The organism is Pseudoalteromonas sp. SCSIO 43088, assembly GCF_023650795.1.
Classification (GTDB): domain Bacteria; phylum Pseudomonadota; class Gammaproteobacteria; order Enterobacterales; family Alteromonadaceae; genus Pseudoalteromonas; species Pseudoalteromonas shioyasakiensis.
The window spans coordinates 2,607,161-2,627,877 of record NZ_CP072675.1; the positions used below are offsets into that span (position 1 = coordinate 2,607,161).

Genomic DNA, 20,717 nt, shown 5'->3' on the forward strand with positions numbered 1-20,717 from the left:
TGTGTCTGCTGTTCAACAATTGTTGCGTTTAAAAAACTTGCGCGCATTTTGGCTTACTTTAAGCTTATTTTGTGTGGTCTTGTTAAGTAATATGTTCAACCTCTTTCAGGCGAGCAATGCTTTTTTCTATCAAAATTTAGAGTCACTAAGCCACACTCAACAAACTAATGTTGTACTTATTACCAGCGACCGCTTAACAGACAACCACCAGCAACTCGTTGAAAAATTGGTTGAATATCAACCTCGCGCGATTGTAGTGCTGGCTAATGAAACATTAGTCGCACCAAAACTAGAAAATGTCTATTACCCATACGCTGAGGGAGAATATTGCGTACCACAAATTGATAATTGGGCTACTTACCAAATGCGCATTCCTCAATCAAATGAGCTTGAATGCAAAAGTATTTGGCAGCAGATATTTAATTATGATTCAGAACACGTTCAACTTATTGACTTTGATTTAGCTGTCACTGCGCTGCCAAAATTTAGTGCTGAACGGGTGCTAAATGTTGACGTAATGAGTGAGCAACTTGAAAATAAGATTATTATCATTGGTCAAAAAGCGGCCGCTTTTAATGTCTTTATTCACGCCCCAAAAGTCGACGGCTTAAATGATCCTTTATTACTGATAGCCTATCTCGCTGACAGTATTGATAAACAAACAACTGTAAAACAACTAAATAGCTTACTGACTATTTTTATTGAGCTTGCGCTTGTTTTTGTACTGCTTTTTAGCTTTCAAAAACTGTCGCTCATATATTCTTTTATTATTGCCTTAAATAGCGTGCTGCTATGGTGCTTATTGGGCTATTTTTTCATAGAATTTAATCAACTTTTCATCCCAATCGGACAATACATAGTATTGACATTTATCACCTTATTTTGGGTAATTGTTGTTCGAAAGATGTCTGAAGATAACGAGCTGAACACTGTTGTGAACAATATTCAGCAAAAAATGATGGGCCGTTTTATCCCACAAAGCTTTATTGAGCAAGCCTCGCCGTGGGATCCAATCATTCAATTAATTAGCCAGCAGCTAGACTTAGAAAAATCAATATTCCTTGCCCGAAAAGAAGATGATCATCGTGTTGTTGAAATTCGTGCGATAAATTGTAATTTAGATGATATTCAAGAGATGCGTCGTGATTACAAGCGCACTCCTTACAGCAAAGCGTTAAAATCATTAGGGGTTGTACAAATTACCCGCCCCTTCTTTACACATATTAAAGAAGGTGAAATCGAATTTATGGCGCCCTTGGTTTATGCCGGTGACGTCCGCGGCTTTTGGGCACTATCTGTTATCCCTAACAAATACTTCAATCAGCAAGCGTTTGAAAAAAACGTCAATAAATTCGCAGCTCAAGTTGCTGAATTGCTTTTCCATTATCATATATTTAAAACGACTCAAGCGAGTAACAATAGCTTATTAAATCAATTACTAACCTTAAAGCTACATGAGCCGATTAGTGAGCAGGTTAAACAATCTATTAATGAAATGGAGCAAAAGCTAACAACCTTAGAAATGGTATTTAATCATACCCGCTCTGCCACTGTTTTATTTAATTTGTTTGGTCAAGTAATTCAAACAAACGCATCCCTTGAACAATTTGCCAAGCAGCACCAACTTGCGATTTTTGAAATGACGGCACTAGACCTACTTTGCAAGAGCTGTGATTTAGACGCTGAAATTGCTAAAGGGAAATTGCGTTATATCACTCTAAACAAAGCAGAAGTAGCCTTACCAGCTAAGTTTGGCGAACAAGACTATACCTTAAATATTAAAGCCCTACACACTGACAGCTCACAAGCGGCATCCGGTGAGCCTTTTCAAGTATCAGGTATATTATTTGAATTTATCGATAACCATGTAGCTCGTAATGAGGGGCAAGGTTAATGGATTTTGTGTTAGCACTCTTCCCTGCAGGTAGTGGCCTTGGTCAATCTGTTATTACAACAGTTTGGGTAGGCACTGCAGTTGTATGCTTACTTAACTTGCGCTTCGGCTTTCCATTAACAGGCCTTGTAGTACCCGGTTATATCGTTCCTTTGTTAATAATTAGTCCGACCTCTGCGGCAGTTATTATCATTGAAGCTATTGTTGTATATGCCTTAATGCGTTTTAGCGCACATTATATGATGGAAAAATTTGGCTATAGCCAAATGTTTGGTCGTGATCGTTTTTTTGCCATCATATTGATAAGTATCCTAGTTCGAGTATGTATGGATACCTTGTTTTGGCCGTTAATTGCAAACCAATTAAGTCGCTGGGATATCACCTTTGATTATGCTTCACAGCTCTACTCTCTTGGTCTTATCATTATCGCTTTAACAGCTAATGTAATGTGGAACGGGGGCTTTAAATATGGCTTAAAAGTAACCTTTATTCAGATACTTATAACCTTTATTCTCGTACGTTTTGTGCTCATGCCTTTCACAAACTTTAGTATTGCTAACTTGGGTATTATGTACGAAGCAGTAGCTGCGTCGATTATTGCGGCTCCCAAAGCCTATATCATCCTAGTTATTACCGCTTTTCTTGCCTCTCGGGCGAATATTAAGTACGGCTGGGAGTTTAACGGTATCATGCTACCAGCACTTCTTGCCCTTCAACTTACTCAACCGAGTAAATTACTAACTTCATTTGCTGAAACAGCCATTATTTTGGCCGTTGGCGGGGCACTTATTCATTTTACTAGGCTTAGACACGCCAATATTGAAGGTGCCAGATTATTGATGCTGTTCTTCACTATCGGCTTTATTTATAAACTGATTCTTAACTACATTGTGGTCTGGTATTTCCCTGCCATAAAAGTGACCGATACTTTCGCGTTTGGTTATATGTTAGCGACCTTACTTGCTTTAAAGATTTATCAAAAAAACGCCTTAGGTCTTGTCGTCAGAGCAACATTACAAACTTCGATAGTGGGTGGTGTACTTGCCATTATCGTTGGCTTTATTGTTATGCTAATTCCTTCGATACTATCTAAGCCGAACCTTAAACCCGAAACTGAAATTCAGCATGTTATTACGCTTAATCAGCAAGTTAGTCAGTATAAAAGTTACCTTTATACCAGTCGTAGTAATAAAGTTAGTGTAAGTAGTTATAAAGCAAATCAAGCCGTTGCTGAGTTTAAGTATGCTGTTTATCAGCTAAATAAGGCAATCATTAAACAGCAAGATATCGCTGAGCTCTCAGCTTTATTTTCTAGCATTGGCTTTTTACTGCAAGGTGATGAAAACTATATTTATCTGATTGATACAATTGAAGATAGGCAACGCGGACTGTTTGTTTTCAACAAACAACCTAAAACCCCTTTATTAGTCACCGTGCCATTTCCAATTACTGAAAGTTTAGCCAGTGATTCTGCGGCCCTGATTTTCGAACAGCTACAAAGTAAAGCTTTGGTATTTGGTACAAGTAAAACGCCACAAAAGACCTTAGCGAAAGAAAATCAACAAAGCCCATTTTATCAGGCGTTTATCTCTGCATTAGAAGGTACAGAGATATTGCAAATTCGAGAGGCCAACCGCCATACTGCTACTTTGTTTTCAGACAAAACAATACACGCAAACAGCCAATATTGGATCTATAACCAATTACCAAGCTCAGTAAGTCAACGCGAGTTACATGATTTTGTCGGCAGTGAAACAACCTCTTTTGGCACGGCAACGAGTAGCAGCCTACCTTCTTCAAGCTTTTCTGGTTCAATGTTCGAAATGTTTTTAGATGGTGATAATTACACCAATATTTTAGCCAGTATATACCGTGATAATTTCAATTACAGTAATCTACAGTTGAATGAATTAAATGAAGAAATTAATCAAATAGTTGATATTTATTCGACTCACATAAGCAAAAAAGGCAGTTTTGACTATCAACCACTTTCTAATAGTCAGGTCGCACTTTGGGAGTTTGAAGTCTTAACGCCACTTTACAAGCTGATTGCTCGCATTGGTAATGATGCGCTGACTGAAGATATGCTAAACCAGCTAAAACAAATTAATGGCACCGCACAGCTTTTGAGCTATCAATTAAGGCTTGTAAAGAACAACAGTGGCCGTTATTTACTGCTGAGCCCGCTAGATACTCCTGCTGCATTACAACAAGGCCAAGGCATATTCCTATTTAATTTGACCGAGCACGAAGCAATTACCTTAAGTGTCCCTAGACCTTTATTTGAAAGTAATACGTTAAGCTTTGCCAGTGAGTTATTTGCTAAGTCGAACGCTGCTAACCTACTCGTTGCAGGGGCGCACCCTTATGCACATCCACAAGCAAATGTACTAGCTGCAGATAATGTTGATTCTTTATTCAATATTATTCACCAAAGCTTCTTACGTTTTACACAAAACCAGCCTAGTTTGAATATTCAAATTCGCAGCCATAGCGCACCTTCATGGATACGCCCAAATGCAATCGCATTCTCAACAACACAAATAAGCGATACAGCGCTCCCATTAATGAAGCAAGTTGATAATGAACTCAACGCGTTAGGTGTCAATTATCAAACAGTCATGGGGCAACAAGCCACTCGCGGTCTCGAGATTGGTAGCTCTCCGCAATCCGGTTACCAGCAGTTTAATGCCAATAGTGAGCTGGCAACCTTGTGGCTCGCTTCAGACTTTAAACAACAGTTTTCGATGGATCAAAGTAGTGTGTTACAACGTTTATTAGCCATTTCGAGTAACTCTAAGGTTAAGGTAATAAACCTTGCCACTCTATCGCCATTTAACTGGCAACCGTTGGATGTTAACAAGAACCAACAGCTACAAACCCTTGTAAATAACTATGTCGCTAATCAGCGTCTCACATCGTTGCGAGATTTTTGCTTCCAAATCCCCGCTTGTAGTTTACAAACCATCAAGCTGGAACACCTTGATAAATTCGCACTAATGATAAAGCAGAACAATAACATCCTTGCGATCTATAACCCGACAAACAATCAACTGATTGATGTAAAAGCATTTAACCTGCTAATGGGAGGAGGTCAGCGTGTATTTAATTAAACGCTTATTCGCCCTATTACTTATTTTGACATTACTTTTAGCTATATTTTTTGCAGGGCGCAGCTTTTTAGTGTGGCTAGACTCAGCAGAGCCAGTGGATGCACGTAGCAATACCGAAACGCGATCTAATGTACAGTGGTTAAGTAGCGAAAAGCCACTGCGATTTACATTTTCTAATCAGCGAACTCATTCATTACGAATTCTCTCGAATGCCGTGTTTGACCAATCTGTGTCTCTTGAATTACCGGTCAATTACGCAATTAAATACGTTCTTTATGACGATAAAGGTAATGTGATTTTAGATAAAATTTACCATCACGCTTCAAAACTAGTTAACAATAGTGAAGAACAACAGATCAAACAAATAATAGAGAATAAACAATCACTAAACGTTGCTTCTGGGCAGTCTTTTTATTTGCCAATCACTCATTATCCAAATGCCAAAAGCCTTGATTTAACGCTGATCCCAGAAGAAAAATCACTACAAGGCGTGGTTGTCCGTGTTCATGCAAAAACCCCTGAACAAAATATCGACCCACTCAACAGTTGGCTTAAACGCCCTCTAGAAAGGCGAAGACGTGCCACTGACTATTTAACTATGGGTGAAAACACGCTAACCAGCGCTGAAATTAGTAATGCGATGGCATTTTGGTGGCAAAAAATTGCACCTCAAGGGATCCCTGGTATCGACTTTAAATCTGACATTTTGTATGAAACGCTACCTTACAATGTCACTACTTATGACTTTAGCATGCAGCAGCATGACTTAGGCGCTTATTACACTGAACTTGGCCTCTGTGCCAGTATTAAACTTGATGTGACTGACAGCCTTATTTTCACCGTCAACTCAGAGCAGCTATTACCATCGCTAACTTGGTATGATAAGCATCAGTTCAAGGCGCCAATACCAATCAGTGTATCTCCAACCGATAGCAAAAATAGCTATAAGACAGAGCTTATTGATGCAGGCCTAGTCACCATTTGTAGTGAAGAGCCATTACTGACAAATTGGCGAACAGCGTCAAGCACACCAATTTTAACGAGTTATGCAGGCAGCTATTTGGTGAATGAATTTGCCAGTGTAGATTTTGATATAGAGCCAAATAGTAATCTCAATATTGACGTTCGTGCATTGCAAAGTAGTCAGCTTAACGTGGTTATTTATGATGAACGTAACCTAGCAATAGAAGATTACACCGTGACTTTAAAAGGTGAAGTGTCAGACTTCGACCGATTGATCACCGATACAACTCAAAGACAGCGTGTCGGTATGCTCAATAGTTACTATTTACGTACCCCAGATAATGCTCATCATCTGAAAATTAGCGCTGAAAAAGATGTCTACGTTCGATTAAAATCTCGGTTAGCAGATTTCAATTATCAACGAACAATTTCTCATCAATATCTACCCGAGCCAATCAATGGTTTTTACGATATTGCCGCTTGGTATGAACAGAGAGCTGCAAATCATTATGAGTTAACGCAGCTAGCACATTTTACTAATATCCGTACTTTTACTCCGCCGAAAGAGCCGGATTTAGTGACAACTTTTTATCAATCTAAAGAGCTCTTTGCAAAGCTGCCATTATCAAATGTCGCTTTAGTGCTAAGTCCTGATCGCTATTTTATGCCGAAGTTACCACCGCAGGTGTTTAACTTTGGCTTATATAACAAAAATAACTATTCACCTTATGACGATTCTGAGGACAATAGTTTAGTTTATAGCTTAACTAACAAAAGCAGCAAAGAAGTCGCGGTGTCTGAGCTATCGGTCGAGGCATTAAAGCAATTACAGTCACAGGCGAAAACTATTTACCAAAATTGGTATGGAGATCGTCCATGGATAAAGCAACGCATTTACCAACTTGATAAAAATACTCCTTTGACACTTGATTTCACAAAGCAACAGCGCCCTATGAGCTTAGTATTTAAAGTGTTTCGTGCAAATAGCAGCGAACCTGTAGAGTTATCGCTTACACAAAATGCCGACTACAAAGCAGGGCTGACCAGTGAATACAGCATCGCTAAACAACGCTTTATGCTAAATCAATCGGCATTACTCGATGCTTTTTTAATTCACCCAAAAAATAGTCAGTTAACAAGCTATCCTAGCGTTACTCAAACAATCACTAATGACATTGCTGAATTACATTCCCTAACACTGCAAACAACTGACACGGTGTGGGTTTCTATACTTGAGGAATATCCTTTGCAGGAGCAAAAAGTAAGGTGGTGGAACCATGAAAACTAAAATAATGATGATTATAGTTTGGCTCTTTGTATCTACATGCCACGCAACACCTAGTTTAAATGAGCTTACCTTGAGCTTAAAGTTATGGCTTGTTGATCAGCAACAGACTCCCACACACTTTAATGTCAACCAAGGTGCTCTATTTGCAAATGAATCTTTAAATTCCGGTGGTGAAATTCATTATAAACAGCAAGGTGAAAAGTGCATTGCTTATGCACCACATCGCTTTTATGACAAACACACACATACTATTGCAAAGGCACTATATGCACACTGCCAAGTATTTTTAAGCAACACTAAACACCGCAACGACCGTGATGAGCATGGAGAACTTATTGACTTTGGTAAGTATAAACCAAGCGCGAGTAATGCCTTTATTCTTGCATACTCTGAACATGTTGAGTCATTTTCGATTTATCAGATCCATGGTTACGCAAAAGAAAAAAGGAAGACTCCTGAGGGTAAAAAAGCTGATGCAATTATAAGTAATGGTCATGCAATACCTAGCAAGCGGACGATTGCAATCACAGCCTGTTTAAATGAACAGCTAGATATTACAGCTATGGTTTATGGCCTTGATGTTAAAGAACTTGGAGGCACCACCAATATTCTTGCATCGCTGGCTCCTAACAACAGTCAGTTTTTCCATATCGAGTTAAGTCGCCAGTTGCGTGAGCGATTAGTTTCTAATAACCAGCTATTTAAGTTGTTTAACCAATGCCTTATTTCATAATTGCTATTATTTTACTGCTGCTTTCAATGCAGCCTGCATACGCTGTTGATACAAATAGAGGTGTTCTTGAGCCCGCAATTTGGCTGCAAACCTCGCCAAAGCTCGCGCCCTATACCACCAGCCAAGATATGAACTTTAGTGCCAAGCAACATCGCTATCTTTGGCTTCCGAAAGGGCATTGGCTAGACATTGACCCTGAGCTTCTTAATAAATTCATTATTAGTGCGGGGAATACCCAATACATACAACAACGCCTACAAGTGCATCGCGATTTATTATGCGATACGAAGCGATGCCAACTCCCCGCTATGAGCCATAACCGAATTGTCGCCATCCAAAATCACCTAGATGAGGGTGCCACGTTCAGCGCTATGATTGGTCATATACCACAAAATGTAGATAGCTTTAGACGAGCCTTGTCGCTTGCTAAGCCCTCAGTTGTAACTAAAAACCGCAATGGCAGTGAACGTTATTATCAACTAAGCAAAGATGACGAAGTCACCTTGTTTTTCTCGGCAGCAAAAAAGCTTAAATTATCTGTTCGCCAAAATATGCAACAGCCTGATGAAAAAGGTGTTGTTTATGCGTATGTCGATAAACAATTGGTTGCTAAAATCAATACCATTAATAGCCAAGCATTAGAATATAAAGAACAGTCGTTAGGCCTTGAAAATACTGAGTACCTAGCTATCGCTGCCGGACAATACTTAACGATAAAAAGTAAAACCGATGCATTTATCAAACTGGAGCAAAGTCACCGCGCAATTTATGATGATAATGCTGCAGAAAAAGAACAAGAAAAATTACTGTTACCCTACTGGTATCAAGTCGCTGATGATGCCATTACAGCGGTTTATCGCGACCACTCATTGCAAGTGTTTAGTGATGATGTATTTAAAGCAAATAACTCACTTGCCCTAAAACGCCGTACCAACTTGCTATCTATGATGACTGGGCAATCTCAGCTTAACGGTAGTTATCGCACTTTGAACCCAGTTGAGTCTCAAAATAGTATGGTTACTGAACTCGCTGAGCAACGCTTAGTAGACGATCAGTTTTATCCGCGTATAAATCAACAGCTCCGCCTTATAAGCACTTTAAGCCAATCTGCACAGCTATTTGATTTATCTAGTGAAAAACGTGCAACACCTTGGTTAACTTTAATTGCAAGGAGCACTAAAGACAGCCAATTGAAACTATCTGCAGGTGAAAATAGTTGGTTAGTAAACCTAAAAGCAACAAATGACTTTCAAACATTATTTATCTCTGTGCCACTGAGCAGTCAGTCGTTAACAATTCAAAGCTTAAGTAGTCAATCAAATAAAGTTGAGTTTGCGCTCTATGCAAGAACGCTTGCTGATCTGCCCAGCGACGAAGTGATATATCAACAAGCAGTTAATACTAAGAATATAAGCCCTGCGATATCAAAACTGATTGCAGATGACCTACACAAACAACATGCTGATTATTTAGCGGCCATCGAGCCCTACGCGCCAGCACGTAAAAACGTCTCTGCATTTAATGCCGAACAATCATTATTAACAGCGAAAGACTTAGCTAATAGCGCCCCTCTCGATGCCTTAGCATTTTTAAAACCTCTGACCCAAAATGCGAATACAACAATTGCTAAACAAGCTTGGCAACTTAGAGTCGCAATTTTACGTAAACAGCAACAGTTCCACTTAGCCAATAGTTATTTAGAAGGCCTATACAAAAGTACACAGCAATTAGAGCTGAAGCAATTTGCAGCAAAAGCCTTGATTGATAGTTATCAAACAGAACGTCAAGATATCAAACTATTTGCACTGTGTGCAGGTAACTTAACAAGCATAAATGAGTGCCCGCCAGTTTTGATTAATTTAGCAGTAAAACAGCAAAAACATCGTTTGGCTGCCTGGCTGGCTCACTCATCAACTGTGCCAACTAAAGTGTCTGAAAGCTTTAAAGCGCTTAACTATCAAACTCTCAGTGCCACTCCCTTCATTGATGAAGCGCGTTATTTAGTAAAAGCAGGTATGCAAGAAACCTTTATTAACAGCCAGGGGAAATATCAAAATACTGTCATCAAACAAACAATGCCATGGCACTTTACAGCCCAAACACCTATTAATTTAGTTATTAAGGCTCGCACAGCAGCCAAGCAGAACGGTGAGTATCAAACCGCTTGGCTTATGGCTGAGAGTCAATATCAGCATAAACTCATGCCTATTTTTAGTGATATACCCGCAACTACTTTGTTTGTTAAAAACCAACAAGCGGCCTCAATTGCAGCCACACTAGTAATTCGCCTTAAAGCTGGTGAAGCGCTAAAAATAACAGCTGACCATACGAGTTATCTTGATGTGAGCTTCATTCCAGACTCTTTATTTAGTCAGTTCGATTATGTGTCTGACGCCGCAAATAAATCCCCATCAAATGATATTATGTCGCTTATCTACTCTGCAGACGCTACACAAGCCGAACTTTTATTAAATGGGCTTTATTTACTTAGTAAAAAGCGCCTTACCAATAACCAATACACACAACTTCTTCAGCGCTTAGAAACCTTAGGTGCGGATTCTAAGTCGACCTTTTTACAGAACAGAATAGAAAGTTATGGTCAATGGCAGCCATTAGATAGTTTGCTCGACTTTGCTGGTACGCGATTATTTGACATGCAAAGTACAGCACAAAGTAGCTTTGCAGATCGTTTTACATTGCTTAATACACAGGCAGGCTCCAATAAAGGCATACTGCTGCGCCCATTCCACACATTAAACATTGATTTAGCACAAACTGAAGGGCAACAAATTCGCTTTAAATTTAACTTTTCTACTGCTGAATTGGCTCGTGCAAATGTTGCTAACCTGTCATTACAATTAGCAAATGATCAAAAGATCTGGTCAGTCACAGAGCAGCAAAGCATTCCTTTCACATTTAATAAACGTGAATTGGATAACAACATCATTTCTGTCAGGTGGCTGAACCCGTATCTATCGCAGCACCTAACAATTGAAGCTGAACAATATGTTTCAGGTCGCTGGCAACACCTAGAGCTGCCGACAACGTTACTCTTTTACACAGTGACACCTGATACGCCTTTAATGGCCAAATTACCTGCTGACAGACTCATTAAGTTAGAACAGATGAATGAATTTAAGCGAACAGAAAGACGTTTCTTCCACCCTGCGGGTAAGGTTGAAGTGACTGCAGATAAATTACAATACGTTCGTTTGTATAGCTGGCAGCTAAGTGAGCAAAGCAATAAAATTTCACCTTACTCACAGGCAAAAACCCTGTTGCCAGAACTGGTCACTTATCAAGCGCCAGAAAAGCCCTCTATTATCAATGAGCAGATAAACCTACATAGTGACGAATTAAATTGGCAGGGATTTATTCGCTACGATCAACAAACAATTTTCCAAAGTGCCGAAGATATACCTGCCCGTGAAGAAATAGATATAGGTGCCCGCTTACGCCTCAATGATGATAACCACTGGTATCAATTAGAGGGCTATTACTCTATGAGCGATAGCCAGGCTGATATTTTTGCCCTAAATGGTTACCATTCTTGGCAAGATGAAAACAGCCCATGGTATATCGACACGCAAATCAACTCACGTTGGCAGCCAAGCCATGATAGTTTTGACTTACAGTATGCATTAGATGCAAGTATCAGTATTGGTCAGTCTTGGCAGCGCGATACTGTGCACCGTCACCAATGGCAAGTAACGCCTTACATTCGTTATAACAGCGCAGACCTTGATGATTACTTATCAGATGAGCAACTAAACTCGAGCGTTTTCAACTTCTACCGTGAAAATCATGCATCTGGCTGGTTGAGTTATTACCAGTACCGTTATCAACCTTGGGTTGATAACTACCTTAATTTTGGTGTTTCCTCTGGTTCTAACGATGACTGGATAAGCCTAGACTACTTACGTTTCAACTCAAGTTGGAACCAATATTATCGTGGCCACATTTTTCAAGTTGGTTTAGATAGCTACTATCGCTTTGCCGATGAGCATAGAGCTACAGCCACATGGCAATACATCACTCGCTTTGCGTGGCAAAAACAAGTCAATTTAGGCAGTTTTACAAATGGCTGGCTGAAACTAAGCTGGCAGCAAGACTGGGTCTGGAACAATCATAATATTAGTCTCGAGTTTTCATCAGGTAATAACCAGCACACCGGCTTTGCACCTTTTGCTCATGATGAAATTATTTTCCCTGCACTTCAACTTAACCATTTGCTAGAGCACAGTGATTATGAGCAGTAAACAACTTAAACAACGCCTAGAAACCTTGCTATTTGCTGATATAGCTAGTTTTTGGCTAGACTTATACCGTCAGAAGTACCATGAACTTGTTGATGAATTAAGCCAATGGGAGCTGATAAAAAATCAACCTGACGATGACGATGAAGATGACTGGCTTTTATTACAAGCGATTGCTTTCCTTACTCACAAGATTGAAACCTTGCAGAATCAGTTGCTTAAACTTGATACCGACCATCGCCGTTTTGTAGAGCGTTTGAGCCATGCAGAGTTAAAAGCAGAACGTGAGTTTCACATTCTTGATTACGCATACATTTTAGGGGCAGACCGACTGCAGCTAAAAAAAGATCAAGAGGCTTTTCAGCGCTGGTTTGATGAAGGTGCGATGATTAATCGCTATCAAGATAAAACCTCTGAGCTTGAACAATCACTGAAATTTTTAATTGGTAAACTTGGGGATTTAGCGAATCGCTATTTACGTAGCCACGCTGACGAAATTGCGCAATCATGGCTGACTCTAAATTTAGAAAGCTTTTTCTTGTCGTTATTAGAAAAAACTGACAATGAAGCCATTCGCAACTCAATTTTTCGCGCTTTGGCAAATCAAGTGCAGCTAATAAGTGAATATGTAGATGATCCTGAGTTTAATGCCGAATTAGTAGAAAACTTACTACAGTCTCTTGAAAAAATAACAACCCCGCATGCTGCAAAAGTCGATATCTTAGAAATTTTAATTAATTTAAGGCCAACATTCACACGCTACTATATGCGCTCTCATATTGATTTAGAGCTACCTGAAAATGAGCAAATTGACCGAAGGCAGTTATTTTTACTCAGTGCCTTTGCTGGCATCCTTAGCAAACAGCTTAACCTCAGTGAGGTTAACATTAAACTATTATTTTTACTCGCCAAACATCGCTACCCAAGAGTAAGGCAAAGTGTCTATGAGCTGTGTTCTGTGTTGCCATGGCCATGCTCGCAACAGCTTATTTTAGAAGGCTTACAAAATGAGACTCAACAGGCTGTTAGGTTAACTCTGATCAAGCAATTAGCCGATCCACGTTTCAGTGAGCATCAGCAAGGATTCAAAGTTTGGCAACAACAATTAATAGCAACGGCTAGCTTTGCTGAAAAGCGCTTATTACTCGAATTAAGTCCTCGCATTATGTTTAACCTGCAAGTGGATTGCCATACAGAGCAGCAAGCTAATAGTTTATTTAAATCATTTGTGGAATTTTTAAATCAGCGCCTATCAGCGCCTAGAAGATGAGCCAAGTCTCGCTATTCGCCGCATTATCAGCCGTGTACGGGAACAACTTGTCAGCTTTGTGCACCAGCAGCAAGTAGCACAACTTGAAGTTGACCTGAGCGCCCACAAAAATCTAGATTTAGCTGATTGGAATGAGCAGTTACTCGGCAGGTTATTAAGTAATCAAGCGCAAAATTATGAAGCCTACAATGTCAGTGCGCGAAAGAAATCATGGCAAGTACAATATGGCTACAAGCGAGGCTTTCGTTTTTGGCGACTTTGGCATGAATTCAAAACGCCGAGTACTGATAAACGCCAGAGTTTTAACCACTTGCATGCAAGAAAACCAAGTGCATTTATGCATGTACCTAGTAGTACAGTGGCTGAAATTAGTCAAACAGAAGTCCCTGGCGAACCACGCTTTGATGAACAGCAATTTAGTGCTCGTGAACACTTGCCATTACTCGACTTTCTTTTGAGCAGCCTTTCTCAAGACAACCTAAAAACGCCAGCAAAAACCTATACACCGGATGGTATTCTCATAGTGACCCCACCGAAGAGCCTATTTAAAAGGCTTTACTGCTATAGCTGGATATCGTTTAACTATGAAAAATTAAACGAACTGAGAAATGGCTCAGAAGTTGAACAAAAACAGTTTTTAGAGATATTAAAAAGTAAAGGGTTTACACTTGATTTTCAGCCGTATGGTAGCGTACTTGATACAAACTTCCCGGTAGAAACAAGTATCAGTAGGTTATATAACAAACTCGCAATTACACCATTTCTGTTTAATCTATGGTCAAGCTTTAAAGAGTATGCGTATTCAATTTACCAAAATAGCATAGGCCAGCTTATATTCTTTGTGCTCAGCTTTATTGCCTACTTTTGGGCAAGGCATTTGAAGATTAGTCGTCAAATAAAGTCTGACAGAGCACACATTCCGGTTTCAATTGGTGGTTGGGGAACGCGAGGAAAGTCAGGAACTGAGCGTTTAAAAGCTGCACTTTTTAGTAGCCTCACGTTAAAAGTTGTTAGTAAAACCACAGGCTGTGAAGCGACCATGATCTATGCCAGAGCCAGTGGTGAACAGTTCGAAATCCCTCTATTTAGACCCTTTGATAAAGCCAGCATTTGGGAACAAAGTGACGTTTTACACTTTGCCAAAAATGTAAATGCGGATGTTTTTTTATGGGAATGCATGGGGTTAACTCCGCGTTATGTCAGAATTTTGCGCAACTGGATGCAAGATAGCTTTTCAACTATCACTAACGCCTACCCGGATCATGAAGACATTTTAGGACCAACAGGTATCGATGTTGCTAATGAAACAAGCCATTTTATTGGTGAAAACAGCTTAGTATTCACCAGCGAGCAAAACATGGCCCCTATACTTGAGGCGAATGCGAAGCAAAAGAATTCAAATTTAATTCAGGTTCATTGGGCTGACGGCCTACAAATTACCGAAGATATTCGAGCCCTTTATCCATATCAAGAGCACCCTGCAAATATTGCTTTAGTTTGTAAAATGGCCAAACACATTGGCCTCAGCAAAGATTATGTATTTAAAGAAACCTCTGCGCGAATTATTCCTGATATCGGCGTATTACAACAGTTTCCTAGGGCACCAATAGGTTCTATAGAGCAGTCTTTTGTAAATAGTATGTCGGCAAACGAGCGCTTAGCAACGCTTGAGAATTGGCGCAGACTCAGCCTTTATGAGCTCAATGATTGCCCTAAGACACAAGTCATTGCATTAATTAATAACCGTAATGATCGTGTCGCTCGCTCGAAAGTATTCGCTAATATTTTGAGCCATGACTTAAGGTTTGACCGAATTGTAGTGATAGGTACTAATGTAGATGGCTTTTATAGTTATTTTATTAATGCATTAACAGAGCGAATTGATAAGCTCATTGAAAATAATGATATTGAAGAACTTGAAAGCCTATTGGTACAACTGAACTTATTTACTGCAGAGCAGCTCCATGCCTGCTTTGTCAATGCATATGGGCAAACCAATGCAGATAAATTAATGTCGCTGAGTGAAGGGACACTCAATAAAGCCTGCGTAAAAGAAATTCTCGGAGATATTTTAGACTCACAAGTAGGTGTTATTTTGAGTTATTTCTGCCACCACTTTCAACGAAATGCGCTTGCTGCTTTACAAGAAAACATAGCTGAAAATGCAAATGAAATAAAAGAGCGCCTATTAACTATTACTAAGTCTAAAATAACAGTCCATGAAAATAGTAACTTATCTGCCGATGAACTTACTATTTCAACCGCCGATTTAGCTCTGCCAAATACACATCAGGTTATTGTAGGCATGCAAAACATAAAAGGTGCGGGTTTAAACTACGTGTACGCATGGCAACAGTGGCAGAAAATACATCAAACCATTCGCCACTTATTTACTGAACAGTGTTCAGCTAAAGAGTTTCGTACCGCACTTACAAACTTAAATATGATTGTTTCGTTCAATCTCATTGAAATAGACTATATGAAACAACATTTAGCAACTTTAAAGAAAACTCACCTTGCGCAAAATGAGTTTTGCCAGGCTGAAATATCTAGCCTGTTAGAAAAACTTGAAGAAGATGAATCAAACCAGAAGCAGGAGCAACAACAAGCCTTACTTGTGAAATACTTCAATCAACTAATTGAATCATTTTTAGATGCCGGTGCTGCAGTAAAACGGAAAAAGCGCGCAAACCAAATTTATCGCGATATTGCAGATCAGCGTATCACTTTAGAAAAAGCGATTAAGCTACTCGGTAAACTTAGTCGCAATCAAAAGTCTGGATGGTTCGCGAACAAGTCAAATCAAGACTAACTTTATGGTTAGACCCAAGACCAAACCCCAATACTTATGGGTTTGGTTTTTTTGAGCTATAAAAAAATCTTGAAAAATCAGAAATTTCCGATCAAAAAAACAAGCTTTTACAAATCATAAAGTTAAACGATTAAACGTAAAATCACCGCAAATCCGGCTTGTTCCTTAATTGAACAAAAGCCATTTAAAGCAGTAAAATTATACTATTCAATATTAATTTTATGTTAATCACCTAACGGAGAGTGTCATGAAAAGCTTGGTTACTAAACTAGCAATTTTACCTTTAGCTATTGCATCAACGATCGCAATGGCTGGCACAAATTTAGTAGAAAACGGATCATTTGAGAATACAGATACAGTGACCGATCACAATGGTCAATGGCAGTTATTTGATGTAATACCTGGTTGGACTCGTAGTACTAACGCTAAATTTGAAATTCAAACCAATAAACTTGGCATTGTTCCTGCACAAGATGGTGAGCAACTCATTGAGCTTGATTCAACAGCCAACTACAGTATTTCGCAAGCAATTGCGACGACTGCTGGGAATCAATATGAAGTGAGCTTTTACTATTCTGCACGTGTAACAGGCAATGAACAAACAAATAAAGCAGAAGTTTTCTGGAATAGTGAATCATTAGCCGTTGTCAACAGCAGCACAAAAGGCTGGACTAAATACAGCTTTACAGTTGAGGCTGACAGCGCAAGCTCAGTGTTAAGCTTTGCAGGCGCGGGGACATCTGATTCAGTAGGTGCATTCATTGATAACGTCGTAGTGACTGAAATTCCGGCACCATGTGCAGTTGTAACCGGTTTATATGGTATTAATAACTTTGGTTCTGAGACTGAAGGCTATGTGTATCACTTTAACCCAGAATCAAGCGCTGTAACGGTTGTTGCAGGTCTTAACAATACAGCATCAAATATTGCTAGCAAAGACGGTATGCTGTACTTCATGGAGCAACTTGATAAAAGCAGCAAAGCGTCAAAAATCTATAGCCTAGATTTAGCCACTGATACGCAAGCTGAAGTTGCCGATGCGACATCATTCCCTATTTATCGCTCAACAGTGACTGCGGATGGTCTGTCTTTACGTGCGACAAGCAAAACATACATGTATGATTTTGACCTAACTACAGGTGAAAAAACGGTATTAGGTAAACTATCGTATGAAGGCGACTCATTCTCTGATGGCGACATCGCTTATTCAAGTGACTACAATGTACTTTACGTATTAACTGGTAAAGCACTTTACACATTAGATGAAGGCAGCCTTGAGTTAACTCAAATCGGTGAGCACGGTGTTAACTGGGCGTCAGGTATTGCGATTGCTGATGACGGTACAATTTATATTTCAGGTAGAGAAAGCGGCGAGAATGCAAAAATCTACACCTTAGATCAAAACACCGCTGAAGCGACATTCGTAATGGATGGTCCAGCACACGTAAACGACTTAACGTTTGTTAGTGAAGCAGTTTGCGCAGCAGAGTAAACTGTGTTTAAAGCCATAAAATGCCAGCTTAGCTGGCATTTTTTTTAGCTAATCTTAGGTATCACTTATTAGTGAGCTTCTTTTGCTCTAACATTTCTTTCCAGTGCATCACTTCTGCTGGCAAAATAGGGGCAACACCGCTAAAGCCCGCAACTTCAAGCATCTCTTCAACGCTGACTACACCTTTTTTGCGTTTAAATACACCACGCACATAAGCAATTGCATGCAAACCTCTTTCTGAATGAAATTTTTGCTCAATGTAAAAGTATTTATGATCCCAGCCAACCAAGCGAGTGCTAACTGTGTACTTTTGCATTGGCTTTATATCGCGAATATAGGTAATTGCAGTTGCATTAACGATTGGAAACCAGCGGCGCTTCATTATGTGCTTTAACAAGCCTACTCGCTCAGTCATCCAAGTACGGGCAAGGTCCATCATTGCTAAGTAGCGAGAATTAGTCAGATGGAAGTTAATATCGCAATCGGTCGGTAACGCTTTGAATTCAATATCAATCGTGTCTAACAATTGTTGATAATCACGATTACGTTTAATTTTAAAAAACAGCAGTATTAGTCGAAAATAGAGGTTCACGGTAAAGGTCTAACCAGTTGATGATGCACAAAGTGTATCACAGCGTATTGCTAAGGCGAATATTCTGCTCTAATCTGTGCATATATTAGTATAAAAAAAGAATAACCTAATGAAATTATTTAGTTTGGTCACTCTGTTTTCAGCCAGTTTATTTACCAGCTCTGCCTTTGCAGATTTTAACTTTGCTGGGGATGGAACCTTAAAGTACCCAACGGGTGTTGAAAAAGCCTTTAAATTTGGCTTTGCTTGGCAACAAGATGCTGAAAAGTTCACTATTGGTGATAAAAGCTATGATATGTCATTACCTGAGTCATATTCTGTGGCGATTACACTCAGCAAAGACGAGCAACAGGTATGGGTTCAGGAATTTAATAATGGCTTTATTGAAGGCTTCAACTGGCAAATTGCTGATCACACCCTAAAACTCGAAAAGCGCAAATTCAGCGATTCAGTCAAAGGTGATTATGTTATCAGCCTTGATAATCGAGACTACTTTTTTGCCCGCAATAACATCAGTGTTGTTATTAAGTTCGACGATGAGGGTATAAAAAGTATCGCCATTGATGGTGTCACCAAAGATATGGGTACCAAACAATAGTTTTTATCGAAAAGAAAAAGGCTTAGGTTTTACCTAAGCCTTTTTTGCTTAATTAAACTATATAATTAAACCTTCACTGTCTTACGGTTAATCCCATAATCGCGCAGCTTATTTGCTACTGCAGTGTGGCTCAAACCTAATCGCTTAGCGAGCTGGCGAGAGCTTGGATAAGCGGGGTAAAGCTTGCGAAGTAATGTCGCCTCAAAACGTTTTACCGCTTGGTCTAAGGTTCCTTCAAAGTCAGACTCAAGATAACCTAAATCATGAGTAAATGTTGGTAACTGCAGGTGCTCAATACGCAGTTCGTTATCATCTAGCAAGGATACCGCACGATAAATCGCATTTTCTAATTGGCGCACGTTACCCGGCCATGGGTAATCTTGTAAAAAGCGTAAACAATCCTCAGACATCACAGGCACAGAATGACCATTTTGCTGGGCATACTTTTGAATAAAGTGCTCTGCTAGCGGGCCGATATCTGCTTTTCTATCACGTAATGGGGCTATTTCTAAAGTCAAAACATTAATTCGGTAATAGAGATCTTCTCTAAATGTTCCCTCTTGCACCATCGCTGGTAAATCTTTTTGTGTTGCGGCAACAATACGCACATTTACTTTTACTTCGTTTTCATCACCGACTTTTCGGAAGGTACCGTCTTGTAAAAAACGTAGTAGCTTAGTTTGTAGCTGAGTCGACATTTCACCAACTTCATCTAAAAACACTGTGCCACCATCAGCTTGCTCTAAAACGCCGCGTTTTGGTGCCGCGTTTTCTTCATAGCCTGCGTAACCAAATAGTTCAGACTCAGCGACATCATCAGGCAACGAAGCACACGACAAAGCGATAAACGGTTTTACTGAGCGGTTTGATGCGTAATGACAAGCACGAGCAAGTAGCTCTTTACCTGTACCTGTTTCACCAGTAATCAGGATTGGCGCTTCAAGTTGTGCCATTTTACGCGCTTCACGAACCACACGGCGCATTGCAGTACTAAAGTTATGTATGGTTGCAAAACTTTCTTGGCCATAACGACGGAACGCACTGACTTGTTGGCCTAAGCGACTTTGTGATTTGATATTGATAACTGCACCGGCTAACACATCCCCTTCAGCACCTTGGGGGACTGAAATAGGTAGAATATCGGCAATAAAGTCTTCGCCAGCTACTTCAACTCGGGTTGTTTGACCAAGTACTTCTTTGCCTTCTAACCAACGCGTAAAATTAAAGCCTTTGAGCAAATTATTAATGTTAGCGCCAATCACTTCGCTTTCAGATAATTGCAAGTCGCGACAAGCGGCATCATTACATAAACGCACCCAGCCTTTAGCGTCAATAGATATCACACCGTCTGGCAATGCACGTAGTAATGTATTTAACTCATTATGCTCTCGCTCAGAAGGTAAAAATGCAGTTGTACGAACGTCTTTCACGCCATCTATCAAACGGATAGATGGCATAATTTTTTGGAATTGTTCAAACTCAATAGGCGGAAAGCTCACGTACATTCGACAATTAACCGAATCTACCTCGATGCCTTTTAAATCAACTTGGTAACTAACCAAGATATTGAGAATCTCTTGTGCGATACCAATTCGGTCAGCACAGTGGATATCTAAACGCATTACATCCTCAAAAAACGGGAACCTATAGTATGAGAATAATACGCTAACTCCCTGCAGCTGGGTAGTCTATTGTAAACAATTTTG

Annotated in this window: 11 protein-coding genes; 9 read left to right on the top strand and 2 right to left on the bottom strand. The window is 39.7% G+C overall.

Annotation, left to right across the window (positions count from 1 at the left end):
• Nucleotide 1: 1 nt before the first annotated feature.
• The 8 genes from J8Z28_RS12100 to J8Z28_RS12135 all read left to right on the top strand — a co-directional run bounded on the left by J8Z28_RS12100 (nucleotide 2) and on the right by J8Z28_RS12135 (nucleotide 17,821).
• Nucleotides 2-1,894 carry a CHASE2 domain-containing protein gene (locus tag J8Z28_RS12100; protein WP_239963799.1) on the top strand — a complete coding sequence of 631 codons (1,893 nt, stop codon included), beginning with the start codon at nucleotides 2-4 and terminating at the stop codon, nucleotides 1,892-1,894.
• The gene (locus J8Z28_RS12105) at nucleotides 1,894-5,007 is read left to right on the top strand and encodes a poly-gamma-glutamate biosynthesis protein PgsC/CapC (RefSeq protein WP_054561923.1); all 3,114 of its coding nucleotides are present in this window, start codon (nucleotides 1,894-1,896) and stop codon (nucleotides 5,005-5,007) included. The genes J8Z28_RS12100 and J8Z28_RS12105 overlap by 1 nt, the downstream gene beginning before the upstream one ends.
• Nucleotides 4,994-7,258 (top strand): hypothetical protein, encoded by a 2,265-nt coding sequence (locus J8Z28_RS12110; protein WP_250659501.1) that lies wholly within the window; start codon nucleotides 4,994-4,996, stop codon nucleotides 7,256-7,258. Before J8Z28_RS12105 ends, J8Z28_RS12110 begins: the two co-directional genes overlap by 14 nt.
• On the top strand, nucleotides 7,248-7,991 hold the full coding sequence (locus tag J8Z28_RS12115) for a hypothetical protein (protein WP_054561925.1): 744 nt from the start codon (nucleotides 7,248-7,250) through the stop codon (nucleotides 7,989-7,991). Before J8Z28_RS12110 ends, J8Z28_RS12115 begins: the two co-directional genes overlap by 11 nt.
• Nucleotides 7,976-12,250: a hypothetical protein gene (locus J8Z28_RS12120; RefSeq protein WP_250659502.1), complete on the top strand. Its 4,275-nt coding sequence runs from the start codon at nucleotides 7,976-7,978 to the stop codon at nucleotides 12,248-12,250. The genes J8Z28_RS12115 and J8Z28_RS12120 overlap by 16 nt, the downstream gene beginning before the upstream one ends.
• Nucleotides 12,240-13,517 (top strand): hypothetical protein, encoded by a 1,278-nt coding sequence (locus tag J8Z28_RS12125; protein WP_250659503.1) that lies wholly within the window; start codon nucleotides 12,240-12,242, stop codon nucleotides 13,515-13,517. Before J8Z28_RS12120 ends, J8Z28_RS12125 begins: the two co-directional genes overlap by 11 nt.
• A 58-nt stretch (nucleotides 13,518-13,575) precedes the next feature.
• The gene (locus J8Z28_RS12130) at nucleotides 13,576-16,329 is read left to right on the top strand and encodes a hypothetical protein (RefSeq protein WP_250659504.1); all 2,754 of its coding nucleotides are present in this window, start codon (nucleotides 13,576-13,578) and stop codon (nucleotides 16,327-16,329) included.
• Nucleotides 16,330-16,576: 247 nt separating this feature from the next.
• Complete coding sequence (locus J8Z28_RS12135) at nucleotides 16,577-17,821, top strand: DUF642 domain-containing protein (protein WP_054561928.1); 1,245 nt, start codon at nucleotides 16,577-16,579, stop codon at nucleotides 17,819-17,821.
• Between the two features lie 61 nt (nucleotides 17,822-17,882).
• Here the strand turns inward: J8Z28_RS12135 and J8Z28_RS12140 are convergent, their stop codons facing one another.
• The gene (locus J8Z28_RS12140; protein WP_054561929.1) at nucleotides 17,883-18,413 is read right to left on the bottom strand and encodes a thioesterase family protein; all 531 of its coding nucleotides are present in this window, start codon (nucleotides 18,411-18,413) and stop codon (nucleotides 17,883-17,885) included.
• 109 nt (nucleotides 18,414-18,522) lie between these two features.
• On the opposite strand from J8Z28_RS12140, the gene J8Z28_RS12145 reads away from it, so the two are divergent.
• The gene (locus J8Z28_RS12145; protein WP_054561930.1) at nucleotides 18,523-19,011 is read left to right on the top strand and encodes a hypothetical protein; all 489 of its coding nucleotides are present in this window, start codon (nucleotides 18,523-18,525) and stop codon (nucleotides 19,009-19,011) included.
• A 65-nt stretch (nucleotides 19,012-19,076) separates the two neighbouring features.
• Here J8Z28_RS12145 and tyrR read toward each other — a convergent pair whose 3' ends face one another.
• Entirely contained in the window at nucleotides 19,077-20,633 is a 1,557-nt protein-coding gene (gene tyrR / locus J8Z28_RS12150; protein WP_054561931.1) for a transcriptional regulator TyrR, read from the bottom strand.
• Nucleotides 20,634-20,717 lie beyond the last annotated feature (84 nt).

What these genes read in the sequence shown, in the direction of transcription:
- J8Z28_RS12105 (WP_054561923.1), top strand. Translation starts at nt 1,894, where the DNA reads ATGGATTTTGTGTTAGCACTCTTCCCTGCAGGTAGTGGCCTTGGTCAA.
- J8Z28_RS12115 (WP_054561925.1), top strand. Translation starts at nt 7,248, where the DNA reads ATGAAAACTAAAATAATGATGATTATAGTTTGGCTCTTTGTATCTACA.
- J8Z28_RS12120 (WP_250659502.1), top strand. Translation starts at nt 7,976, where the DNA reads ATGCCTTATTTCATAATTGCTATTATTTTACTGCTGCTTTCAATGCAG.
- J8Z28_RS12125 (WP_250659503.1), top strand. Translation starts at nt 12,240, where the DNA reads ATGAGCAGTAAACAACTTAAACAACGCCTAGAAACCTTGCTATTTGCT.
- J8Z28_RS12135 (WP_054561928.1), top strand. Translation starts at nt 16,577, where the DNA reads ATGAAAAGCTTGGTTACTAAACTAGCAATTTTACCTTTAGCTATTGCA.
- J8Z28_RS12145 (WP_054561930.1), top strand. Translation starts at nt 18,523, where the DNA reads ATGAAATTATTTAGTTTGGTCACTCTGTTTTCAGCCAGTTTATTTACC.
- tyrR (WP_054561931.1), bottom strand. Translation starts at nt 20,633, where the DNA reads ATGCGTTTAGATATCCACTGTGCTGACCGAATTGGTATCGCACAAGAG.